Source organism: Pseudomonas veronii (assembly GCF_002028325.1).
Classification (GTDB): domain Bacteria; phylum Pseudomonadota; class Gammaproteobacteria; order Pseudomonadales; family Pseudomonadaceae; genus Aquipseudomonas; species Aquipseudomonas veronii.
Genome location: NZ_CP018420.1, coordinates 2,030,442 through 2,050,059 on the forward strand (window position 1 = coordinate 2,030,442; position 19,618 = coordinate 2,050,059).

18 protein-coding genes and 1 pseudogene are annotated in these 19,618 nt (G+C 63.5%); 14 read left to right on the plus strand and 5 right to left on the minus strand.

The window, feature by feature from the left end; all coding sequences use genetic code 11:
• Window position 1 precedes the first annotated feature (1 nt).
• Complete coding sequence (locus PverR02_RS09460) at window positions 2-2,122, minus strand: TonB-dependent receptor plug domain-containing protein (RefSeq protein WP_318533470.1); 2,121 nt, start codon at window positions 2,120-2,122, stop codon at window positions 2-4.
• A gap of 195 nt (window positions 2,123-2,317) precedes the next feature.
• Here PverR02_RS09460 and PverR02_RS09465 point away from each other — a divergent pair, with 195 nt between their 5' ends.
• From PverR02_RS09465 to PverR02_RS09505, 9 genes are all read left to right on the plus strand, one after another.
• Window positions 2,318-3,343 carry an NAD(P)H-dependent glycerol-3-phosphate dehydrogenase gene (locus PverR02_RS09465; RefSeq protein WP_017846784.1) on the plus strand — a complete coding sequence of 342 codons (1,026 nt, stop codon included), beginning with the start codon at window positions 2,318-2,320 and terminating at the stop codon, window positions 3,341-3,343.
• Window positions 3,344-3,353: 10 nt separating this feature from the next.
• On the plus strand, window positions 3,354-3,701 hold the full coding sequence (locus tag PverR02_RS09470) for a DUF4389 domain-containing protein (RefSeq protein ID WP_017846785.1): 348 nt from the start codon (window positions 3,354-3,356) through the stop codon (window positions 3,699-3,701).
• Window positions 3,698-4,147 (plus strand): phosphohistidine phosphatase SixA, encoded by a 450-nt coding sequence (sixA, locus tag PverR02_RS09475; protein ID WP_057003702.1) that lies wholly within the window; start codon window positions 3,698-3,700, stop codon window positions 4,145-4,147. The genes PverR02_RS09470 and sixA overlap by 4 nt, the downstream gene beginning before the upstream one ends.
• A gap of 85 nt (window positions 4,148-4,232) precedes the next feature.
• Window positions 4,233-5,888 carry an AMP-binding protein gene (locus tag PverR02_RS09480; protein WP_079443184.1) on the plus strand — a complete coding sequence of 552 codons (1,656 nt, stop codon included), beginning with the start codon at window positions 4,233-4,235 and terminating at the stop codon, window positions 5,886-5,888.
• A gap of 30 nt (window positions 5,889-5,918) precedes the next feature.
• Entirely contained in the window at window positions 5,919-6,362 is a 444-nt protein-coding gene (locus PverR02_RS09485) for a hotdog fold thioesterase (RefSeq protein ID WP_017846788.1), read from the plus strand.
• 97 nt (window positions 6,363-6,459) lie between these two features.
• Window positions 6,460-7,263 carry an alpha/beta fold hydrolase gene (locus tag PverR02_RS09490; protein WP_017846789.1) on the plus strand — a complete coding sequence of 268 codons (804 nt, stop codon included), beginning with the start codon at window positions 6,460-6,462 and terminating at the stop codon, window positions 7,261-7,263.
• Complete coding sequence (locus PverR02_RS09495; protein WP_079443185.1) at window positions 7,260-8,114, plus strand: alpha/beta hydrolase; 855 nt, start codon at window positions 7,260-7,262, stop codon at window positions 8,112-8,114. Before PverR02_RS09490 ends, PverR02_RS09495 begins: the two co-directional genes overlap by 4 nt.
• Window positions 8,115-8,228: 114 nt before the next feature.
• On the plus strand, window positions 8,229-9,047 hold the full coding sequence (locus tag PverR02_RS09500) for a DUF4892 domain-containing protein (RefSeq protein ID WP_057003699.1): 819 nt from the start codon (window positions 8,229-8,231) through the stop codon (window positions 9,045-9,047).
• A gap of 72 nt (window positions 9,048-9,119) precedes the next feature.
• Window positions 9,120-10,181, plus strand: coding sequence for an AI-2E family transporter (locus PverR02_RS09505; RefSeq protein WP_017846792.1), 1,062 nt, complete (start codon window positions 9,120-9,122; stop codon window positions 10,179-10,181).
• A 43-nt stretch (window positions 10,182-10,224) separates the two neighbouring features.
• On the opposite strand, the gene PverR02_RS09510 is transcribed toward PverR02_RS09505, so the two are convergent.
• Together PverR02_RS09510 and PverR02_RS09515 are read right to left on the minus strand one after the other, a co-directional pair.
• On the minus strand, window positions 10,225-11,259 hold the full coding sequence (locus tag PverR02_RS09510; RefSeq protein WP_046384182.1) for a sensor histidine kinase: 1,035 nt from the start codon (window positions 11,257-11,259) through the stop codon (window positions 10,225-10,227).
• Window positions 11,259-12,020: a response regulator gene (locus tag PverR02_RS09515; RefSeq protein ID WP_046385333.1), complete on the minus strand. Its 762-nt coding sequence runs from the start codon at window positions 12,018-12,020 to the stop codon at window positions 11,259-11,261. Before PverR02_RS09515 ends, PverR02_RS09510 begins: the two co-directional genes overlap by 1 nt.
• Before the next feature lie 259 nt (window positions 12,021-12,279).
• On the opposite strand from PverR02_RS09515, the gene pyrF reads away from it, so the two are divergent.
• Complete coding sequence (gene pyrF, locus PverR02_RS09520) at window positions 12,280-12,978, plus strand: orotidine-5'-phosphate decarboxylase (protein WP_017846795.1); 699 nt, start codon at window positions 12,280-12,282, stop codon at window positions 12,976-12,978.
• Between the two features lie 63 nt (window positions 12,979-13,041).
• Here pyrF and PverR02_RS09525 read toward each other — a convergent pair whose 3' ends face one another.
• Complete coding sequence (locus PverR02_RS09525) at window positions 13,042-14,049, minus strand: NADP-dependent oxidoreductase (protein WP_017846796.1); 1,008 nt, start codon at window positions 14,047-14,049, stop codon at window positions 13,042-13,044.
• Between the two features lie 228 nt (window positions 14,050-14,277).
• Here PverR02_RS09525 and PverR02_RS09530 point away from each other — a divergent pair, with 228 nt between their 5' ends.
• The 4 genes and pseudogenes from PverR02_RS09530 (at window position 14,278) to PverR02_RS33055 (ending at window position 18,737) form a co-directional block, all read left to right on the plus strand.
• Window positions 14,278-15,039, plus strand: a complete 762-nt coding sequence (locus PverR02_RS09530; protein ID WP_046384180.1) for an SDR family oxidoreductase — start codon at window positions 14,278-14,280, stop codon at window positions 15,037-15,039.
• A gap of 202 nt (window positions 15,040-15,241) precedes the next feature.
• Window positions 15,242-16,654, plus strand: coding sequence for an aminotransferase-like domain-containing protein (locus PverR02_RS09535; RefSeq protein ID WP_057003696.1), 1,413 nt, complete (start codon window positions 15,242-15,244; stop codon window positions 16,652-16,654).
• A 1,060-nt stretch (window positions 16,655-17,714) separates the two neighbouring features.
• Window positions 17,715-17,876: pseudogene (locus PverR02_RS33050) on the plus strand (HAMP domain-containing protein); the annotation flags it as partial.
• Window positions 17,877-17,894: 18 nt separating this feature from the next.
• Entirely contained in the window at window positions 17,895-18,737 is an 843-nt protein-coding gene (locus tag PverR02_RS33055) for a methyl-accepting chemotaxis protein (RefSeq protein WP_371928132.1), read from the plus strand.
• Between the two features lie 39 nt (window positions 18,738-18,776).
• Here the strand turns inward: PverR02_RS33055 and PverR02_RS09545 are convergent, their stop codons facing one another.
• Window positions 18,777-19,589 (minus strand): alpha/beta fold hydrolase, encoded by an 813-nt coding sequence (locus tag PverR02_RS09545; RefSeq protein ID WP_017846801.1) that lies wholly within the window; start codon window positions 19,587-19,589, stop codon window positions 18,777-18,779.
• Between the last annotated feature and the right edge of the window lie 29 nt (window positions 19,590-19,618).

Here is a 19,618-nt window from a genome sequence, read left to right on the forward strand (position 1 = left end):
GTCAGAACTCTAACTCCGCGCTGAAGTAGAGCACTTGGCGATGGTCGTAGTTGTTGTCGGCCCAGGTGGTGGGCTGGTTGTCCAGGCGTTGTTGCAACATGCCGGCCAGTTCCACGTTGGCGTTGCCCAGGGCCATGCGCTTGGCGACCCGCAGGTCGACCCGTTCGAAGCGATAGCGGTTAAGGGCGTCGTCGCCATAGTAGAACAGGGCGCTGGACCAGCCTTGCCCCCATTCGCGCAACCAGCCGGCCGAACCGCTGTTGCGTGCGGTTTGCGCCTTGTCCAGCGGGTTGCTGGTGCTGGCGTCGACGTAAGCGTAGGTCAGCCGCAGGCGGTCGGCGTTGCTCATGCGCCAGTCGAATTGGGATTCCGCGCCGGTAAAGCGCGAGCTGTTGGCGTTGCTGGCAATGTACTGATTGTTGCGCAGCGGCGAACTGATCATGTCGGTGATTTCGTCGTAGAACAGTTTCACGTCCATGTTCAGCCCGATGTCGGCAAAAAAGCCGTTATAGCCCAATTCGCGGGATTTCATCAGTTCTTTGTCGAGGTTGCCCGGACCGCGCGTGACCACGAAGTACTGCCCGGAATTCTGCCCGTAGGCCGGCGAGTCGAGGTTGGTGACGCGATAGCTCCAGTTGACGTTGTTCTCGAACATGTCCGGCGAACGGATCGCCTCGGAGTACACCGCGCGCAGGCCGTGGCGCGGGTTGATCAGGTAGTTGACTGCCACCCGCGGCGTCAGCGAGTTGCCGCTCAGGTGGGTGTCTTCGTACATGGCGCCGCCCTGCAGCAACCAGTGCTCGCTGGCGCGCCATTCAAGCTGGCCGAACAGGCGCCAGGTGGTGTCATCCAGAGTGCCGTTGAAATAGGTGTCGGAGTCGGCGCGGTCATAGCGATAGTTCATACCGCTGACCAGGCGCAGGCTGTCGGACAGGCTCAGGGTGTCCTGGATCTCCAGGTCGTAGCGGCTTTCGCGGGTGCTTTGGTCGATGTCGCCGCATACGCTCTGGCTGGCGCCGTTGCGCCATTGGTCCAATACTTGGTTGCCCAGTGCTTGTTCGTCGGCGCTGCCGGGAGGCGCAACACCTTGGCTGTAGGTGTCCATATGCCGGGCCAATCGCTCGGCATAATTGGGGTTGAGCTGCCACAGCCGGGTCAATTCCGGGCTGAACGACACCTTGGCGTCACAGGCTTTCCAGATCTGCCGGCGGTCCCATTGTTGGGCCGAGCCCTGGATATACAGGCTGTGTTCGGGATTGAAATCGAAATTCCAGCGCAGGGAGCCGGCATAGTCCTTGGCGGTAACGTCGGAATTGTTGCCGCCCTCGGTAATCCCGGCGAATACCGGCGTGTAGGTATAAGGACGCTGGTTGGTCCCTTCCTTGGCATTCAGTTGCCAGTCGATGCTCTGTTGCGTGTTCAGCGTCTGGCTCACCGCCAGGCTGAAGCGGTTGAGACGCCGGCCGTCACGACGGTCGGCGCCCACCGCGTTGCTGTCAAAGCCATCGTCCTGCTGCCCGGACATCGACAGGCGCAGGTCGCCGGTTTCCCAGCCTACGCCCTGGCTGGCATAGAAGTCGTTGATCCCGCGTTCGCCGCGTACCACTTTTACCCTTGAACCGTGGCTGTCGGCCGGTGAGCGCGTGAGGATATTCACCACAGCCATCAACGCATTGGCGCCGTAGCTGACGGTGTTGGGCCCGCGGAACACTTCGATGCGCTCGATGTCTTCCATGGCCACCGGAATATCGCTCCAGTCCACCGTGGCCAGGCCTGCGCGGTACACCGAGCGGCCGTCGATCAAGACCTGCATGCGTCGCGCATCGCTGGCATTGGTGCCGTGGTAGTTCACCGCCGCCTGGTTGCCGCTGGTGTAGCCGACCATCATGCCCGGCACCAGCCGCAGCAACTCAGCGATGTCCCGCGCGCCGCTGGCCTTGATCAGTTCGCTGTCGATCACGGTCATGCTGCCGGGCACGGCGGCGGCCGATTGTTTGAGGCGAGTGGCAGTCAGCACCTGTGGCAGCGGTTGGTTGTCGAGGAACAGGTCGTCGGCGAACACCGCGCCGCTGCACAACAGCATCAACCACAACGATGAACGGGGAGGAGGGCCCAAATACACGGCACGGCCTTGATAATTACGGATAGCCGACCATGTTAACCGAGGCCGGGCCATTTGCCAGTCGTCGCCTTTGCAATTACCCCGCGTCGCTATGGCATTTTCCGACAGGCGTGTGAATTGATACGGGGGCTGGCCGCAAGCGGGGGGCTCCGTATAATGCGGCCATCGCCACTGGTATGGATTAACGGATTGCATATGACTGAACAGCGCCCTATTGCGGTCCTGGGAGGCGGAAGTTTTGGTACCGCCGTGGCTAACCTGCTGGCTGAGAACGGTCATGCGGTGCGCCAGTGGATGCGCGATCCCGAACAGGCCGAGGCCATTCGCGTCCATCGAGAAAACCCTCGTTACCTTAAAGGCATCAAGATTCATCCGGCGGTCGAGCCGGTCACCGACTTGCAGGCGACCCTGGAGGCCTGCGAGCTGTGTTTCGTCGCGCTGCCTTCGAGTGCCTTGCGTTCGGTGCTCGCGCCTCACGCCGAACGCCTGGCGGGCAAGCTGCTGGTCAGCTTGACCAAGGGCATCGAGGCGCACACCTTCAAGCTGATGAGCGAAATCCTTGAAGAGATCGCCCCGCAGGCGCGCATCGGCGTGCTGTCCGGGCCGAACCTGGCGCGGGAAGTGGCCGAACATGCACTGACCGCCACCGTGATCGCCAGTGAAGATGAAGCACTGTGTGAGCGGGTCCAGGCCGTGCTGCATGGGCGCACCTTCCGCGTGTACGCCAGTGGCGATCGTTTCGGCGTCGAGCTGGGCGGTGCGCTGAAAAACGTCTACGCGATCATTGCCGGGATGGCGGTGGCGCTGGGCATGGGCGAGAACACCAAGAGCATGCTGATCACCCGCGCGCTGGCGGAAATGACCCGCTTCGCGGTGAGCCAGGGCGCCAACCCGATGACGTTCCTGGGCCTGGCGGGCGTGGGCGACCTGATCGTCACCTGCTCGTCGCCGAAAAGCCGTAACTATCAGGTCGGTTTCGCCCTCGGCCAGGGCCTGAGCCTGGAGGACGCCGTGGCGCGCCTGGGCGAAGTGGCCGAAGGGGTCAATACCCTCAAGGTGCTCAAGGCCAAGGCCCAGGAGGCCGGCGTGTACATGCCGCTGGTCGCCGGGTTGCACGCGATCCTGTTTGAAGGGCGCACCCTGAATCAGGTCATCGAGTTGCTGATGCGCGCCGAGCCGAAAACCGATGTCGACTTTATTTCCACCAGTGGTTTCAACTGAGGAACGCGTCATGAACGATCCGAAAGCAGCTCCCAAGTACGAGTCCATCGCCCTGCGCATCTTGTGGATGCTGGTGTTTGCCCTGGTGTGGCAAGTGGCGCAGTTCCTGCTCGGTGCGTTGGTGGTGGTGCAACTGATTTACCGGCTCGTCTACGGCGCGCCGAACCTGGGCCTGATGAATTTTGGCGACAGCCTGAGCCAGTTCCTCGCGCAGATCGGCCGCTTCGGCAGTTTCCACACCGAGCAAAAGCCCTGGCCATTCGCCGACTGGCCGACGCCGCGTGCGCCGGAAGGCGAAGCCGCCCACAGCGTGCCGCCAGCACCGCACCCGGTGCGCGATGAAGAGCCAAAACTGTGAAACTGTGGATTTTGCGGCATGGTGAAGCCCAAGCGCATGCCCGCACCGATGCCGAGCGCGAGCTGACCGAGCATGGCCGCGCCGAAGTCTTGCGCAGCGCGGCGCACCTGATCGGCCAGCCCATCAGCGCGATCATTGCCAGCCCGTATGTACGGGCGCAGCAGACCGCGCAGCTGGTGCGTGAAGCGCTGGGCTTCGTGCCGGACATCCGCACCGTGCCCTGGCTGACACCGGACGGCAATCCGCAGCAGGTGCTGGAAAAGCTCGACACGGATGAGAATGTGCTGCTGGTCAGCCATCAGCCGCTGGTCGGCAGCCTGATCAGCTTTTTGCAGCATGGTCATCAGCGTCAACCGCTGCCGATGTACACCGCCAGCCTGGCGGAGTTGGAGGGGGAATGCCCGCTGGCGGGGCTGATGAGCCTGGTCAGTGTGAAACACCCGTAGGCGCTTTCACTGCTTTGTGTGTGCTATATAGTCAGCCGAGCAAGTGCTTGGTTGGCTATCATCGGACCACAAAGGAGCGCGTCCCATGCCCGTCGCTTTTCGTTTGCCGTTGCAGGTCTTCTTCGAACGTGAAGCGCGGCATCCGCGCAAACCCTTCCTGGTGCAGCCCGTCGGCGGCGACGAGGTGCAGACCCTCACTTGGGCCGAGGTCGGCCACCAGGCCCGCTGCGCCGCGCATTGGCTGCGCGCGAGGGAACTGCCCCAGGGTTCGCACATAGCCCTGATCTCGAAAAATTGCGCGCACTGGATCATCGCCGACCTGGCCATCTGGATGGCCGGGCATGTCTCGGTGCCGCTCTATCCCAACCTCACCGCCGATTCCGTCGCCCATGTGCTGAAGCACTCCGAGGCGGCGCTGGTGTTCATCGGCAAGCTCGATGACTGGCCCGCCATGGCGCCCGGGGTTCCGGCCGACGTGCCCACCATCGGCCTGCCGCTGTGTCCGGCGGGTGACTTGGATTTCAGCTGGACCGAGCTGCAAGCCTGTTCACCGATCCAGGATCAGCCGCTACCTGCCGCGTCGGATCTGGCCACCATCATCTACACCTCCGGCACCACCGGCCTGCCCAAGGGCGTGATGCACAGCTTCGGCGCCCTGGGCTTTGCCGCCACCGGAGGCACCGAATTGTTCGGCCTGGGGGAGGGTGACCGGCTGCTGTCGTACCTGCCCTTGTGCCATGTGGCGGAGCGGATGTTTGTGGAATTGGCGGCGATCTATACCGGGCAAACCGTGTATTTCGCCGAAAGCCTTGAGACTTTTCTGAGGGACCTGCGTCGGGCACGGCCGACGGCGCTGTTCGGGGTGCCGCGTATCTGGACCAAATTCCAGATGGGCGTCTACGGCAAGATCCCGGCGACGCGCCTGGAGCGCCTGTTGCGGCTGCCCTTCATCGGCAAACGCGTGGGCCGCAAGGTGCTGGCCGGCCTGGGCCTGGACGCGTTACGCATTGCGCTGTCCGGCGCGGCGCCGGTGCCCGAAGCCTTGTTGCGCTGGTATCAGCGCCTGGGCCTGGATGTGCTGGAGGTGTACGGCATGACCGAGAGTTGCGGCTATTCCCATGTGTGTCGCCCCGGCCAGCAGACAATCGGCTGGATCGGCCTGCCATGCCCGGGCGTTGAAGTGCGTATCGACCCGCTCGGCGAAGTGCAGGTGCGCAGTGGCGCGACCATGCTCGGTTACTTCAAGGACCCGGAAAAAACCGCCGAAACCCTCACCCCGGACGGCTTCCTGCGCACCGGCGACAAGGGCGAGCAGGACGCCGAGGGCCGTCTGCGCCTGACCGGGCGTCTCAAGGAAATCTTCAAGACCAGCAAGGGCAAGTACGTGGCCCCGGCGCCGATCGAAAACCGCCTGGCCGAACATACACGGATCGAACAGGTGTGTGTGGTCGGCGACGGCCTGCCTGCGCCGATGGGCCTGTGCGTGCTGTCGGCGGCGGGCCCGGCGGATGCGCGCCAGGCCTTGCACGACAGCCTTGAACGCTGGCTGGAGCAGGTCAACGCGGCGTTGGACAAGCATGAGCGCCTGCGTCAATTGGTGGTGGTGAAAGACAGTTGGGCGGTGGAAAACGGCTTCCTGACACCGACCTTGAAGATCAGGCGCAATGTCATCGAATCGACCTACGGCCCACAGTTTCAGGTGTGGAGCGAGCGCACCGAAGTCATTCTGTGGCAGGATTAGGGCCATCATAAAATCAATAGGGACAACGGTATGAGCCTGTGGCGCACCCAACCCAATATCGAGCAACTCAACGCTCTGCAGAAAAACACCATCGGTGAAGTGCTGGATATTCGCTTCGAAAGTTTCGACGAAGAATCCCTGACCGCCAGCATGGTGGTCGATCAGCGTACCCATCAGCCCTATGGCCTGCTGCACGGCGGCGCGTCGGTCGTGCTGGCCGAAAGCGTCGGCTCCATGGCGGCCTACCTGTGCATCGATGCGAGCAAGTTCTATTGCGTCGGCCTCGAGGTCAACGCCAACCACCTGCGCGGGGTGCGCAGCGGGCGGGTGACGGCGGTGGCGAGGGCGATTCATATCGGCCGCACCACCCAGGTGTGGGACATCCGCCTGACCAACGATGATGGCAAGTCCAGCTGCGTCTCGCGCCTGACCATGGCCGTAGTGCCCCTGGGCGAGAACCCGCCGGCGCGATAGGCGTGGCGTGAGTGTCATCATTCCTGGCGGTTACGGTCATTGCCGTAACGGTCGGGCGTGGTGACAATCAATGTCTGTTTTTATAGATGGAACCGGTATGTCGCAGCACGTGTTTTTTGCCCACGCCAATGGCTTCCCTTCGGCTACCTACGGCAAGTTGTTTGCCGGCCTGGCCCCGGAATATACCGTCGCGCACCTGCCGCAGCACGGCCACGATCCACGGTTTCCGGTGGACGACAACTGGCAGAACCTGGTGGACGAACTGATCCACCATCTGCAACAGCAGCCCGAGCCGGTGTGGGGCGTGGGCCATTCCCTGGGCGGCGTGTTGCATTTGCACGCGGCCATGCGCTGCCCGCAGTTGTATCGCGGCGTGGTGATGCTCGACTCGCCGGTGCTGACCCGTGCCGACCGCTGGGTGATCCGCGCCGCCAAGCGCTTTGGTTTTATCGACCGCCTCACCCCGGCCGGGCGCACCCTGGGCCGCCGTGAAGAATTCGCCGACCTGGACGCCGCGCGCAGTTACTTCGCCGGCAAGACCCTGTTTCGCGGCTTCGACCCGGAATGCTTCGACGCTTACCTGCAACATGGCCTGTATCAGGTCGGCGATCGTCTGCGCCTGCGTTTCGATCCGGCCACTGAAATCAGTATCTACCGGGGCGTGCCCCACACCAGCCCGGGCCAGGTGCGCCAGTTGAAAGTGCCGCTGGCGGTGGTGCGCGGGCGCCAGAGCCGGGTGGTGATGCGCCACCACGCCAGCGGCGTCGGGCGCCTGCCCATGGGAGAAATGCTCACCATGCCCGGCGGCCACATGTTCCCCCTCGAACGCCCCCAGGACACCGCGACCTTGCTCAAGCAGCTGTTCGCCCGTTGGGAAGCCCGCGAGCGCAGTTGCGCATGAGTACGCCGGTCGAAGAAGTGCGCCTGAGCCTGCCGCATATCGAATTGGCCGCGCATCTGTTCGGTCCCGAAGACGGTCTGCCGGTGATCGCCTTGCATGGCTGGCTGGACAACGCCAACAGCTTCGCGCGGTTGGCGCCGAAACTGCAGGGCATGCGTATCGTCGCCCTCGACATGGCCGGCCACGGGCATTCGGCGCATCGTCCGACGGGGGCCGGTTATGCCTTGTGGGATTACGTCCACGATGTGCTGCAGGTCGCCGAACAACTGGGCTGGAAACGTTTTGCATTACTTGGCCATTCCCTCGGCGCCATCGTCTCCCTGGTATTGGCCGGTGCCTTGCCGGAGCGGGTGACGCACCTGGGTTTGATCGACGGTGTGATCCCGCCGACCGCCACTGGCGAGAACGCCGCCGAGCGGCTGGGCATGGCGTTGCAGGCGCAATTGAACCTGCAGGGCAAGCGCAAGCCGGTCTACAGCAACCTTGATCGCGCCGTCGAAGCGCGGATGAAAGGGCTGGTGGCCGTCAGCCGCGAAGCCGCTGAACTGCTGGCCCAGCGCGGTTTGATGCCGGTGCCGGGCGGTTACACCTGGCGAACGGACAGCCGCTTGACACTGGCATCGCCGATGCGTCTGACCGACGAGCAAGCCATGGCTTTCGTGCGCCGCGTAGGTTGCCCTACTCAACTGGTGGTCGCCGCTGACGGCATGCTGGCGAGACATCCCGAATTGCTTTCCCAGCTACCGTTTACCGTGACGACCCTGCCCGGTGGCCATCATTTGCACTTGAATGACGAGGCGGGCGCGGTCCTTGTTGCAGACTGTTTCAATCGGTTCTTCTCTGCACCTTGACTTGGCGCGGTCAACTGCCGAGGCTGGGCGGATTGAAAGGGAGTCAACCATGAACGATCTCAACACCGATCTTGAAACTGCTGCGACCTCCGATGGCCAGGGCTCAACTATCCGATGAGCGTGCGTAAAGGCTGTATCCGTGCCCTCGGGCTGTGTGTGTTCAGCCCGTTGGTGTTCGCCGCCGATGTGCCGGGTAGCCAGGACTTGCCCGCCGTGGCCCGTCAGGTCGACGCGCAAATCGTCGATTATCGTCCCGCCGAAGAAAAAGAGCGCATCTACCCCATGGGCGCGATCCGCAAGATCAGCGGCCAGTTGCGTTACGAAGCCCAGGCCACCGCGCGCGGCCAGGCCACCGCCATCACCTATGAACTGCCCGCCGAGCACACCTCCAGCGCTGCGTTCACCGCCACGCGCGAAGCGCTGCAGCAGCAGGGCGCGCAGCTGTTGTTCTGGTGCCAGGCCCGTGACTGCGGTGAAAGCAGCCTGTGGGCCAATGAAGTGTTCGGTAATGCCAAGTTGGTCGGCGCCGATGGCCAGCAGGAATACCTGCTGTTGCGTCTGGCTGCCCCGCAGGACAATTCCCTGGTGGCGTTGTACGGCATCACCCGCGGCAATCGCCGGGCTTACCTGCATGTCGAACAGATCGATGCCGACGCCCCGCTCGGGGAACTGCTGCCGACCTCCGCCACGCTGTTGCGCGAACTCAAAAGCACTGGCGAGCTGGATTTCCCGGCTTTGGGTGCAGACCCCGATGCCACCTGGTTGACCCTGATTTCCCGCGGTTTGAACCTCGACACCACCCTGCGTGTCAGTTTGACCGGCCCCCATGCCGAAGCGTGGCGCCAGGCCCTGATTGACAAGGGCGTGCGGGCCGCACGCCTGGAAACCGGTACCGAGCCAGCCAAAGGCCTGCACCTGCATCTGATACGCTGACCGAAACAGGGCGAACGGACCCGCGCCGTTCGCCTAAACTGACTGCCTTCAGCCTTTTCCTAGAGAAACTCCATGCTCAATAACGATCGCCTGCTGGTGCAAATCCTGCTGCTGGTGCTGTTCGGTGCCAGCTTCTGGGTGATGGCGCCGTTCTGGTCGGCGCTGTTCTGGGGGGCGGTGCTGGCGTTTGCCAGTTGGCCGCTGATGGTGTTGCTGACCCGCTGGCTGGGCGGCCGCGAATCCCTGGCCGCTGGCATCCTGACCTTGGGCTGGATGCTGCTGGTGGCGGTGCCGCTGGTATGGCTGGGGTTCAACCTCGCGGACCATGTGCGCGACGCGGTGGCGTTGATCAAGGATATTCAGGTCGACGGTTTGCCGGCGGCGCCGGCCTGGTTGGGGTCGATTCCCTTTGTCGGAGAACGGCTGGTGGCGATGTGGGACAGCATCGACCAGCAAGGCGCGGCGCTGATGGTCAGCCTCAAGCCGTACCTGGGGCAGGTGGGCAACTGGCTGCTGGCGCGCAGCGCGCAGATCGGCGGCGGCATCCTGGAGCTGACCCTCAGCCTGGTGTTCGTGTTCTTTTTCTACCGTGACGGGCCGCGCCTGGCGATGTTCGTCCACCGCCTGCTGGAGCGCTTGATCGGCGAACGTGCCGGTTACTACATCGAACTGGTGGCCGGCACCGTGCAACGCGTGGTCAATGGCGTGATCGGTACGGCGGCCGCCCAGGCCGTGCTCGCGCTGATCGGCTTCCTGATCGCCGGGGTGCCGGGCGCGCTGGTGCTGGGTATCGTCACGTTCCTGCTCAGCCTGATCCCCATGGGGCCACCGCTGGTGTGGATTCCGGCCACGGCCTGGCTGGCGTGGAAGGGCGATTACACCTACGCAGTGTTCCTCGGCGTGTGGGGCACGTTCATCATCAGCGGCGTGGACAACGTGCTCAAGCCGTACCTGATCAGCCGTGGTGGCAACCTGCCGCTGGTGATCGTGTTGCTCGGGGTATTCGGCGGCCTGATCGCGTTTGGCTTCATCGGCCTGTTTATCGGCCCGACCTTGCTCGCCGTGGCGTACAGCCTGCTGATGGATTGGAGCGCGACCCAGGCCCAGAGCCGCCGCGAAGACGAACCGCTGTAGCTGAGTGGCCAAGATTTATGGGGGAGCTGGCGGGCGTTGGCCGTCAGGCGCGGGGCAACCACATCACGGCGGTCAACCCGCCGCCCGGGGTTTCCTCCAGGCTCAACCGTCCGCCCAGGCGTTCCACCGCGTCCTTGGCGATGGTCATGCCCAGGCCCACGCCGCCGGAGTTGCGGTTGCGCGAGCCTTCGAGTCGATAGAACGGTTCGAACACCGCCTCGCGCTTGTCGGCGGCAATCCCGGGGCCGTGGTCAATCACGCGGATGGTCAGGGCCTCGCGGCTGTCCTCCAGCTCCACGCGCGCGCTGCCGGCGTAGCGCAAGGCGTTGTCGATCAGGTTGTTGAGGCATGAACGCAACGCCATCGGCTGCACCTGCAAAGGCGCACAGGTGCCGGCACATTGCACATTGGAACCTTGGTCCTGGGCATTCTCACTGATCGACTCCACCAGCGCCTGCACATCCAGCCAGTGCCGGCTTTCGCTGGTGCGTTGTTCGTGCAGGTAGCTCAAGGTGGCGTCGAGCATGCCGATCATGTCGTTCAGGTCCTGGCGCATCTGGCCTTGCAGCTTGGCGTCTTCGATCTGCTCCAGGCGCAGCTTGAGGCGCGACAGCGGGGTGCGCAGGTCATGGGAGACCGCGCCGAGCATGCGCGCGCGCTGACCGACTTGTTCGCGAATACGTTTTTGCATCAGGTTGAAGGTTGACGCGGCCTGCTGGGCTTCCCGGGGGCCCGATTCGTCGAGAGGCGGGCTGTCGAGGTCCAGGCTCAAGCGCTCGGCGGCCTCACTCAGGCGCTGGATCGGCCGGCTCAACAATTTGGCGCCATACCAGGCGGCGATGATCAACGAGAAAAACTGAAACGTCAGCGGCACCACCGGGCCGCCAAACCATGGACGAGGGCGTTTAGGCAGCGGCCTCATCGTGCCGTCCGGTTGCTCGACGAAGGTGTCCTTGCGCGGTGGCGGAGGCGGGTCATAGTGGTGGAACCAGAAAAATGCCAACGCATGGGCCAGTACAATCGCCAACAGCAACACACCGAACAACCGGCCGAACAGCGTGTTGAGGGCGTTGCGCATCAGCCGATATCCCGTGCGTCGAACAGATAGCCTTCACCGCGCACGGTCTTGATCAACTGCGGTGCTTTGGGGTCATCGCCCAGCTTCTGGCGCAGGCGCGAGACCAGCAGGTCAATGCTGCGATCGAAGGCCTCGATGGAACGACCGCGGGCGGCATCCAGCAACTGTTCGCGGCTCAACACCCGGCGCGGCCGCTCGATAAACACCCACAGCAGGCGGAACTCGGCGTTGGACAGCGGCACCACCAGGCCATCGTCGGCCACCAATTGGCGCAACACGCTGTTGAGCCGCCAGTTATCGAAGCGGATATTGGCGCGCTGCTCGGTGCGGTCGTCGCGCACCCGGCGCAGGATGGTCTGGATGCGCGCCACCAATTCACGCGGCTCGAACGGCTTGGACATGTAGTCGTCGGCGCCCAGTTCCAGGCCGATGATGCGGTCGGTGGGTTCGCAGCGGGCGGTGAGCATCAGGATCGGAATGTCCGACTCGGCGCGTAGCCAGCGGCACAGTGACAGGCCGTCTTCGCCCGGCAGCATCAGGTCGAGCACCACCACATCAAAGGTTTCGGCTTGCATCGCCACGCGCATCGCGGTGCCGTCGGTGACGCCGGTGGCGAGAATGTTAAAGCGTGCCAGGTAGTCGATCAGCAGTTCGCGGATCGGCACATCGTCGTCGACAATCAGCGCGCGGGTGTTCCAGCGCTTTTCATCGGCGCTCACCGCGTTTTTTTGCTCGTCGTTCAGCGGGACGGAAGTATGCATAGTGCGATCATCTGCCTGGTGGTAGCGGTCAGCATAGGCGCCCAGCCCCATGGCTGGTAGTGCTGGTCGGTGGGTCGTGCGGGCGAGGCTAGCGGTAGGGCGTGTTGAGGGCATGTCGTGAATGTATCTGGTTTGATACAAATGGCCGAAAGGTCCGCCTGAGTGCGCTTGGTCAGTATTTACCGATCATCGGATCCCGCAACGGCGTCGCTTGCGCTACAATTCGCGCCGATTTCGACTTGCCTGAGAGCCCATTCCAATGTCCGTCTGCCAGACTCCTATCATCGTCGCCCTGGATTACCCCACCCGTGACGCCGCACTGAAGCTGGCTGACCAGTTGGATCCGAAGCTGTGTCGGGTCAAGGTCGGCAAGGAACTGTTCACCAGTTGCGCCGCGGACATCGTCGGCACGCTGCGTGACAAAGGTTTCGAGGTGTTCCTCGACCTGAAATTCCACGACATCCCCAACACCACCGCGATGGCGGTCAAGGCGGCCGCCGAAATGGGCGTGTGGATGGTCAATGTACACTGCTCCGGCGGCCTCCGCATGATGGCCGCCTGCCGTGAAGTGTTGGAACAGCGCAGCGGCCCTAAACCCTTGCTGATCGGTGTGACCGTGCTGACCAGCATGGAGCGCGAAGACCTGGCCGCGATCGGCCTGGATATCGAACCTCAGGAGCAAGTGCTGCGCCTGGCGGCCCTGGCGCAAAAAGCCGGCCTCGATGGCCTGGTCTGTTCGGCGCTGGAAGCCCGGGCGCTCAAGACCGCCCACCCGTCGCTGCAATTGGTCACCCCGGGGATTCGCCCGGCGGGCAGCGCCCAGGATGACCAGCGCCGTATCCTCACGCCGCGTCAGGCCCTGGACGCCGGCTCGGACTACCTGGTGATCGGCCGCCCGATCAGCCAGGCGGCGGACCCGGCCAAGGCATTGGCGGCAGTCGTCGCCGAGATCGCCTGATCGATCACCGATCAACCATGTGGGAGGGGGCAAGCCCTCTCCCACATTGACATCTGCTGTGTATCAGCTGACTTTGAGCACCAGCTTGCCGAAGTTCTCCCCGTTGAACAGCTTCATCAGCGTCTCCGGGAACGTCTCCAGTCCCTCCACAATGTCCTCCTTGCTCTTGAGCTTGCCCTGCGCCATCCAGCCGGCCATTTCCTGCCCGGCGGCGGCAAAGTTCGCCGCGTGATCCATCACCACGAAGCCTTCCATGCGTGCGCGATTGACCAGCAATGACAGGTAGTTGGCCGGGCCTTTTACCGCGTCCTCGTTGTTGTACTGGCTGATTGCACCGCAGATCACCACGCGGGCTTTGAATGCCAGGCGGCTGAGCACGGCGTCGAGAATGTCGCCGCCGACGTTATCGAAATACACATCCACGCCCTTGGGGCACTCGCGCTTGAGCGCGGCGGGCAGGTCTTCGTGTTTGTAATCGATGGCGGCGTCGAAGCCCAGTTCATCAACCAGGAACTTGCACTTGTCGGCGCCACCGGCAATGCCCACCACACGGCAGCCTTTGATCTTGGCGATCTGCCCGGCAATGCTGCCCACCGCCCCGGCCGCGCCGGAGATCACCACGGTTTCGCCGGCCTTGGGTGCGCCGGTCTCGAGCAGGGCGAAGTAGGCGGTCATGCCGGTCATCCCCAGCGCCGACAGGTAGCGCGGCAGGGGCGCAAGCGTGGGGTCGACCTTGTAGAAACCACGCGGCTCGCCGAGGAAGTAATCCTGCACCCCCAGGGCGCCGTTCACGTAGTCCCCGACGGCGAATTTAGGGGTGTTCGAGGCGATTACCTTGCCTACGCCCAGCGCCCGCATCACTTCGCCGATGCCGACGGGCGGAATATAGGATTTGCCCTCATTCATCCAGCCGCGCATGGCCGGGTCGAGGGACAGGTATTCGTTGCGCACCAGCACCTGCCCATCCTGTGGCGTGCCCACCGGCACTTCCTGGTAGGTGAAGGTCTCCCGCGTGGCCGCGCCGACCGGGCGTTTGGCGAGCAGGAACTGGCGGTTGGTCTGGGCAGTCATGGCAAGGACTCTTGAGAAATGAAGCCTGATTGATAGACCCATACTGGCCTGCGAGCAAGGTCGGCCGAGGACTGCGAATGCTTGGCGATAGGCTTCGATGATAGTCAGCCGGGCGGTCTTATCATTGTGATTCATGCAGCGCTAACCGGCCTTCTGATAGTGCTGACGCGCCCGTGTCGGGCTTGGCTAGACTCGGCCCACGGCTATCTCTCCCATAGGACATCCCCCATGAGCATGACGTTTTCCGGCCAGGTCGCCCTGGTCACCGGCGCCGCCGCCGGTATTGGCCGCGCCACCGCGCTGGCGTTTGCCGCCGAAGGTTTGAAGGTAGTGGTTGCCGACCTCGACGTAGCGGGCGGCGAAGGCACTGTCGCGCTGATCCGCGAGGCCGGTGGCGAGGCGCAGTTCGTGCGCTGCAACGTCACCCTGGAAGCCGATGTGCAGCAATTGATGGCGCAGACCATTGCCGCGTATGGCCGCCTGGACTACGCCTTTAACAACGCCGGGATCGAGATCGAGAAAGGCAAGCTGGCGGACGGCACCCTCGATGAGTTCGACGCGATCATGGGCGTCAACGTCAAGGGCGTGTGGTTGTGCATGAAGTACCAATTGCCGTTGCTGCTGGCCCAGGGCGCTGGTGCGATCGTCAACACTGCGTCGGTGGCGGGGCTGGGCGCCGCGCCGAAGATGAGCATCTATGCCGCGTCCAAGCACGCGGTGATCGGCCTGACCAAATCGGCGGCCATCGAGTACGCGAAAAAGAACATCCGCGTCAACGCGGTATGCCCGGCCGTGATCGACACCGACATGTTCCGCCGTGCCTATGAAGCTGACCCGCGCAAAGCCGAATTCGCCGCGGCCATGCACCCGGTCGGGCGCATCGGCAAGGTCGAGGAAATCGCCAGTGCGGTGTTGTACCTGTGCAGTGACGGTGCGGCGTTCACCACCGGCCACGCCCTGGCGGTGGACGGCGGTGCCACCGCGATCTAGGACTCCAAGCCGCACCTCATTCGAAAAAGTTTGAGGTGCTGTGGGGCGTTTCCATAGCTGGCAAAACGCCGTGATCCAATGTGTATCAGGAGGTAAATAAGTCAATAAAATCAATACTTTAGTTACTGTTGGCGACCGGTTGGAGCGGGCTTCTGTGCTTAACTGTTTTGGGTTGAATAACAGATAGTTAAGTGAGTGGCTCATGGATTTAGGGATCGATCGACAAGCCCTTGTACCGGTGGTGCAGCAAATCGTCAGCGCGGTGGCGGAATGGATTCGCAAGAGCGGGGTCAGCCCCGGTACACGCTTGCCGTCCATCCGCCAACTGGCCCTCGACAACCTGCTCAGCCAGTCCAGCGTGATCGAGGCATTCGAGCGCATGGAGGCCCAGGGCCTGCTGACCTCGAAGCAGGGCTCCGGGTTTGTGGTGGCGCAGCCGCCGGTGGCTCAGGAACGCCACTGGTATGAAGGCGCGGAGCGAGAGTGGGGCGCTTTCACCGACAGCCCGTTGGGCGAGTTGAAACTCGGCTGCGGTTGGCTGCCGGACGCCTGGCGCGAAAGCGATGACATCAGCTACGCGATCCGCGAAGTCAGCCGCATCGATACCGGCGGCCTGTTCAACTACAGCACGCCACTGGGGCTGCCGGCGCTGCGCGAGCAACTGCTCAAGCGCCTGACCCAGATTCACGTGGCCACCAGCCTCGACCGCATTCTCACCACCCATGGCGCCAGCCATGCCCAGGACCTGCTGATCCGCACCTTGCTCAAGGCCGGCGACACGGTGGTCGTGGAAACCCCCGGTTATGGCAACCTCTTTCGTCAGTTGGCCTTCCACGGCGTCACGCTGCTGGAAGTGCCGCGTACCCAGGGCGGCCCGGACGTCCCGGCGCTGGAAGCCCTGCTGCGTCGCCATCGTCCCAAGTGCCTGTTTATCAACAGCCTGTATCACAACCCCACCGGCACCAGCCTGTGCCGCAAGGTGGCCGAGCGTTTGCTGGCGCTGGCGCACAGCGAAGACTTCCTGATCATCGAAGAAGATGTCTACGCCGACCTGCAACACGCCAGTTGCACGCGGCTCTCGGCGTTGCCCCATGATGACCGGGTGATCTATGTCTCGAGTTTTTCCAAGACCCTCAGCAGTGCCCTGCGCGTCGGCTACCTCAGCGCCAGTTCGCCGATCATTGCGCAATTGGTACACCTCAAGACACTCACCGGCATCGGCACCTCGCGTTTTGCCGAAGCGGTGATGGCCACGTTGCTGGCCAACGGCACCTATCGCAAATGGGTGCAGCGCCTGCGCAAACGCCTGAACGCGCAAATGGCCGCGACCTTGCAGGTGCTGGAGGATGAGGAATGGCAGGTGTTCGCCGTGCCCGCCGGCGGCATGTTTGTCTGGGCGCGGCCTCGCATGGCCGACCGTTCACGCTTGCAGGCGTGTGCGCGGCAACTCGGCGTGTTGATGTCGCCGGGGGCGCTGTTCAGCCCCACGGGTGAACACAGCGAGTGGCAGCGCATCAATGTGGCCTATGCTGCTGATCAGCGGGCCCTGGCGTTGTTCCGCGCCGCGGGGCCTGCCAGATCGACCTCGACCATTCTGAAAACGACGAGTGTGTAGCTTTTTGCCATTATTGTGGCGCCAACGACTTGTGTTCAGGGCCTTGGGGTTGCGAATCTCGCTGCTGGGAAACCGGACTTGATGGCATCCGCCATTGCAAGAGGATTCAAGTGCAATGATTTCGGCCGTGCAACGACGTTTCGCCAACCTCGGTATGGCGAAAAAACTGGGTTTGGGCTTCAGCCTGGTGCTGCTGTTGACTGCGTTGGTCGCAGCGATTGGCGTGTGGTCCCTGCAAACCGTTGGCCTGCGTTTCGAGGGCCTCAAGAGCATGTCTTCGCTCAACAGCGGGCTGCTCAAGGTGCGTTTGATCGAGCAGGACTACGCGCTGCACGCCGACCCCAAGTCCGTCGACGCCCTGCATGAGCAAGTCGACGCCTTGGCCGCCCTGGCCGCCAGTCTCAAGGCCGAGTCTGCGACCAACGTGCCGCTGATGACCGAGGTCGAACAGGCCCTGGCGGCTTACCGCAAGGCGTTCGATGAGTTCGTCGAACTGACCCAGACCAAGGACCTGGCACTGGAAATGGCCAGTTGGTCGGTGTCCAGCGTGGCCAATAACCTCGATGTGTTGCAGGCCGGCCTGGCCGACGATGGCGCCTATGGCCTCAAGGAAAGCCAGGGCAAGGAGGGCGCCGAGTTTATCGAGCAGGCGGGGCAGGTCAGCCAGGTTTCGCGGTTGATGCTGCAAGCCATGAACGAGGCCCATGTGCGCCTCGATCAGAGCCGCAAAGGGCAGGAAGACAACGCCGAACAAGGCAAGATCGAACAGGCCGAGCAGGCGCTGGCCCAGGTCGAGTTACTGAAGACCTCGGTCAAGGACGCCGGTTACCAGACGGTGCTCAATGAGGTCGGCGGGCATATCGCTGCGTTCAATGAAAAGCTCGGCGAATACACCGGCCTGCTGGCCCAGGAAAAAGTGGTCTACAAACAATTGCATGATCGCGCCGATCAAGTGGTCAGCCGCGTCGACCAGGCGTATGCCGCCGAAGATCAGTCGATGCAGGCGCAGTTGAAGAAAAGCGCGCTGCTGATTATCGGCTCCTCGGCCCTGGCGCTGTTGATGGGCTTGATTGCGGCCTGGGTGATTACCCGGTTGATCGTCGCGCCGCTGCGCCGGGTGATCGCGGTGGCCCAGCAGATCGCAGCCGGCGATTTGAGTGGGCGCATGGACGTCAGCCGCCGCGATGAAATCGGCCAACTGATGCAGGCGATGCAACAGATGGGCAGCGGCTTGAGCGATATGGTCAGCAGGCTGCAAGCGGGCATCGAGCAATTGGCCAGTTCGGCGCATTCGCTGTCCAGCGTCACCGAGCAGACCAACATCGAGGTCAGCAGCCAGAAGGAAGAAACCGAGCAGGTCGCCACGGCGATGAACCAGATGACCGCCACGGTCCACGATGTGGCGCGCAACGCCGAAGAGGCCGCACAGGCTGCGCAGACCGCCGATGACAAAGTCGACAGCGGCCAGCAGGTGGTGCGCCAGAGTTTGCAGCGCATCGAACAGCTGGCCACGTCCAGCACCAGCGCGAGCGCCAGCATCGACAGCCTCAGCAGCGAAATCCAGAACATCGGCAGCGTGTTGAGCGTGATCAAAAGCGTGGCCGAACAGACCAACCTGCTGGCGCTCAACGCAGCCATCGAGGCCGCGCGCGCCGGTGAGCAAGGCCGTGGTTTTGCGGTGGTGGCCGATGAGGTGCGGGCGCTGGCCAAGCGCACCCAGCAATCGACCGAGGAGATCGAGCGCCTGGTCGGCACCTTGCGCAGCGCGGCGCAAGCGTCGGTGCAGCAGATCCAGCAGAGCGGCGAGTTGGTGAAGCTGGCCGTCAGCGATGCGCTGGAAACCGAAAGCGCGCTGGGCAGCATTGCGGTCGCGGTGTCATTGATCCAACAAATGAATCAGCAGATTGCGGCGGCGGCCGAGCAACAGAGCTCGGTGGCCGAAGAGATCAACCGCAGCGTCACCAGCATTCGCGCGAGTGCCGATCAATCGGCGTTGAGCATGCAAGGCAATGCCGCGTCGAGTATTGCGCTGGCGCGGTTGGGCGCGGAACTCAAGGGCATGGTGGGGCACTTCCGCCTTTGATCGCCGCCGCCGGGCCGCGATCAAAGGGCCGGGGCGCGATCAGGCGTGGTTGGCGAGGAAGGTCAGCAGCGCTTCATTGACGAAGTCCGGGTTCTCGCGGCTGGAGATATGCCCGGCGTCGGGAATCAGGCTCAGGCCGCAGCCGATCAGGCTGGCCATCTGCTCGGACTCGGCGGGTGGGCGAGGCGTGTCCTGTTCGCCGCACAGCACCAGGGTGGTGTCGGCGTCCAGGCGTGACAACTGCTCCAGCACATCTGCGCGGCTGAAGATCAGCCGACCCAGGGGCACGATGCTGTCCAGCAGGCGCGCCGTGGGGTAGCCCTGCAAGACTTTGCGGAAATCCTGGTACAGCGCCGATGCGCGGTCGATACCCGGGCGAAAAAAGATCGGCGCGACCACATCCAGCAGCGGCTCGGGGATGGCGCCGGCGTCTTCGATCATCTTGAACAGCGAAAAGTAGTGCTGGCGCGTGGCCTCGGGCTCGGCGCCGAGGTAGGTGTCCATCAGCACCAGGCTGTTGACCCGCTCGGGTGCCAGCAGGGCCAGGCGTGCGCCCCACATGCCGCCGACCGACAAACCCACCAGATTGACCTGGGCAATCTGCAATTGGTCGAGCAGTGCCAGGGCCTGGCGCGCCAGGTCGTCCAGGGAGCGCGTGTGCGCCGGCAGCGGCCCGGACTCGCCGTGGCCCCACAGTTCGGGGACGATCACGCGGTATTGCTGCGACAGCGCTTCGATCTGCGGTGCCCACATGTCGCGGTCCCACAGGTAACTCGAACCCAGCAGGACGACCGGGCCGCGGCCCTGGTCAACATAGTGCAGCGGTTGTCCATCAATCACGGCGACAGGCATAGCGGGCCTCTAACTTCACGGAGTGAGGG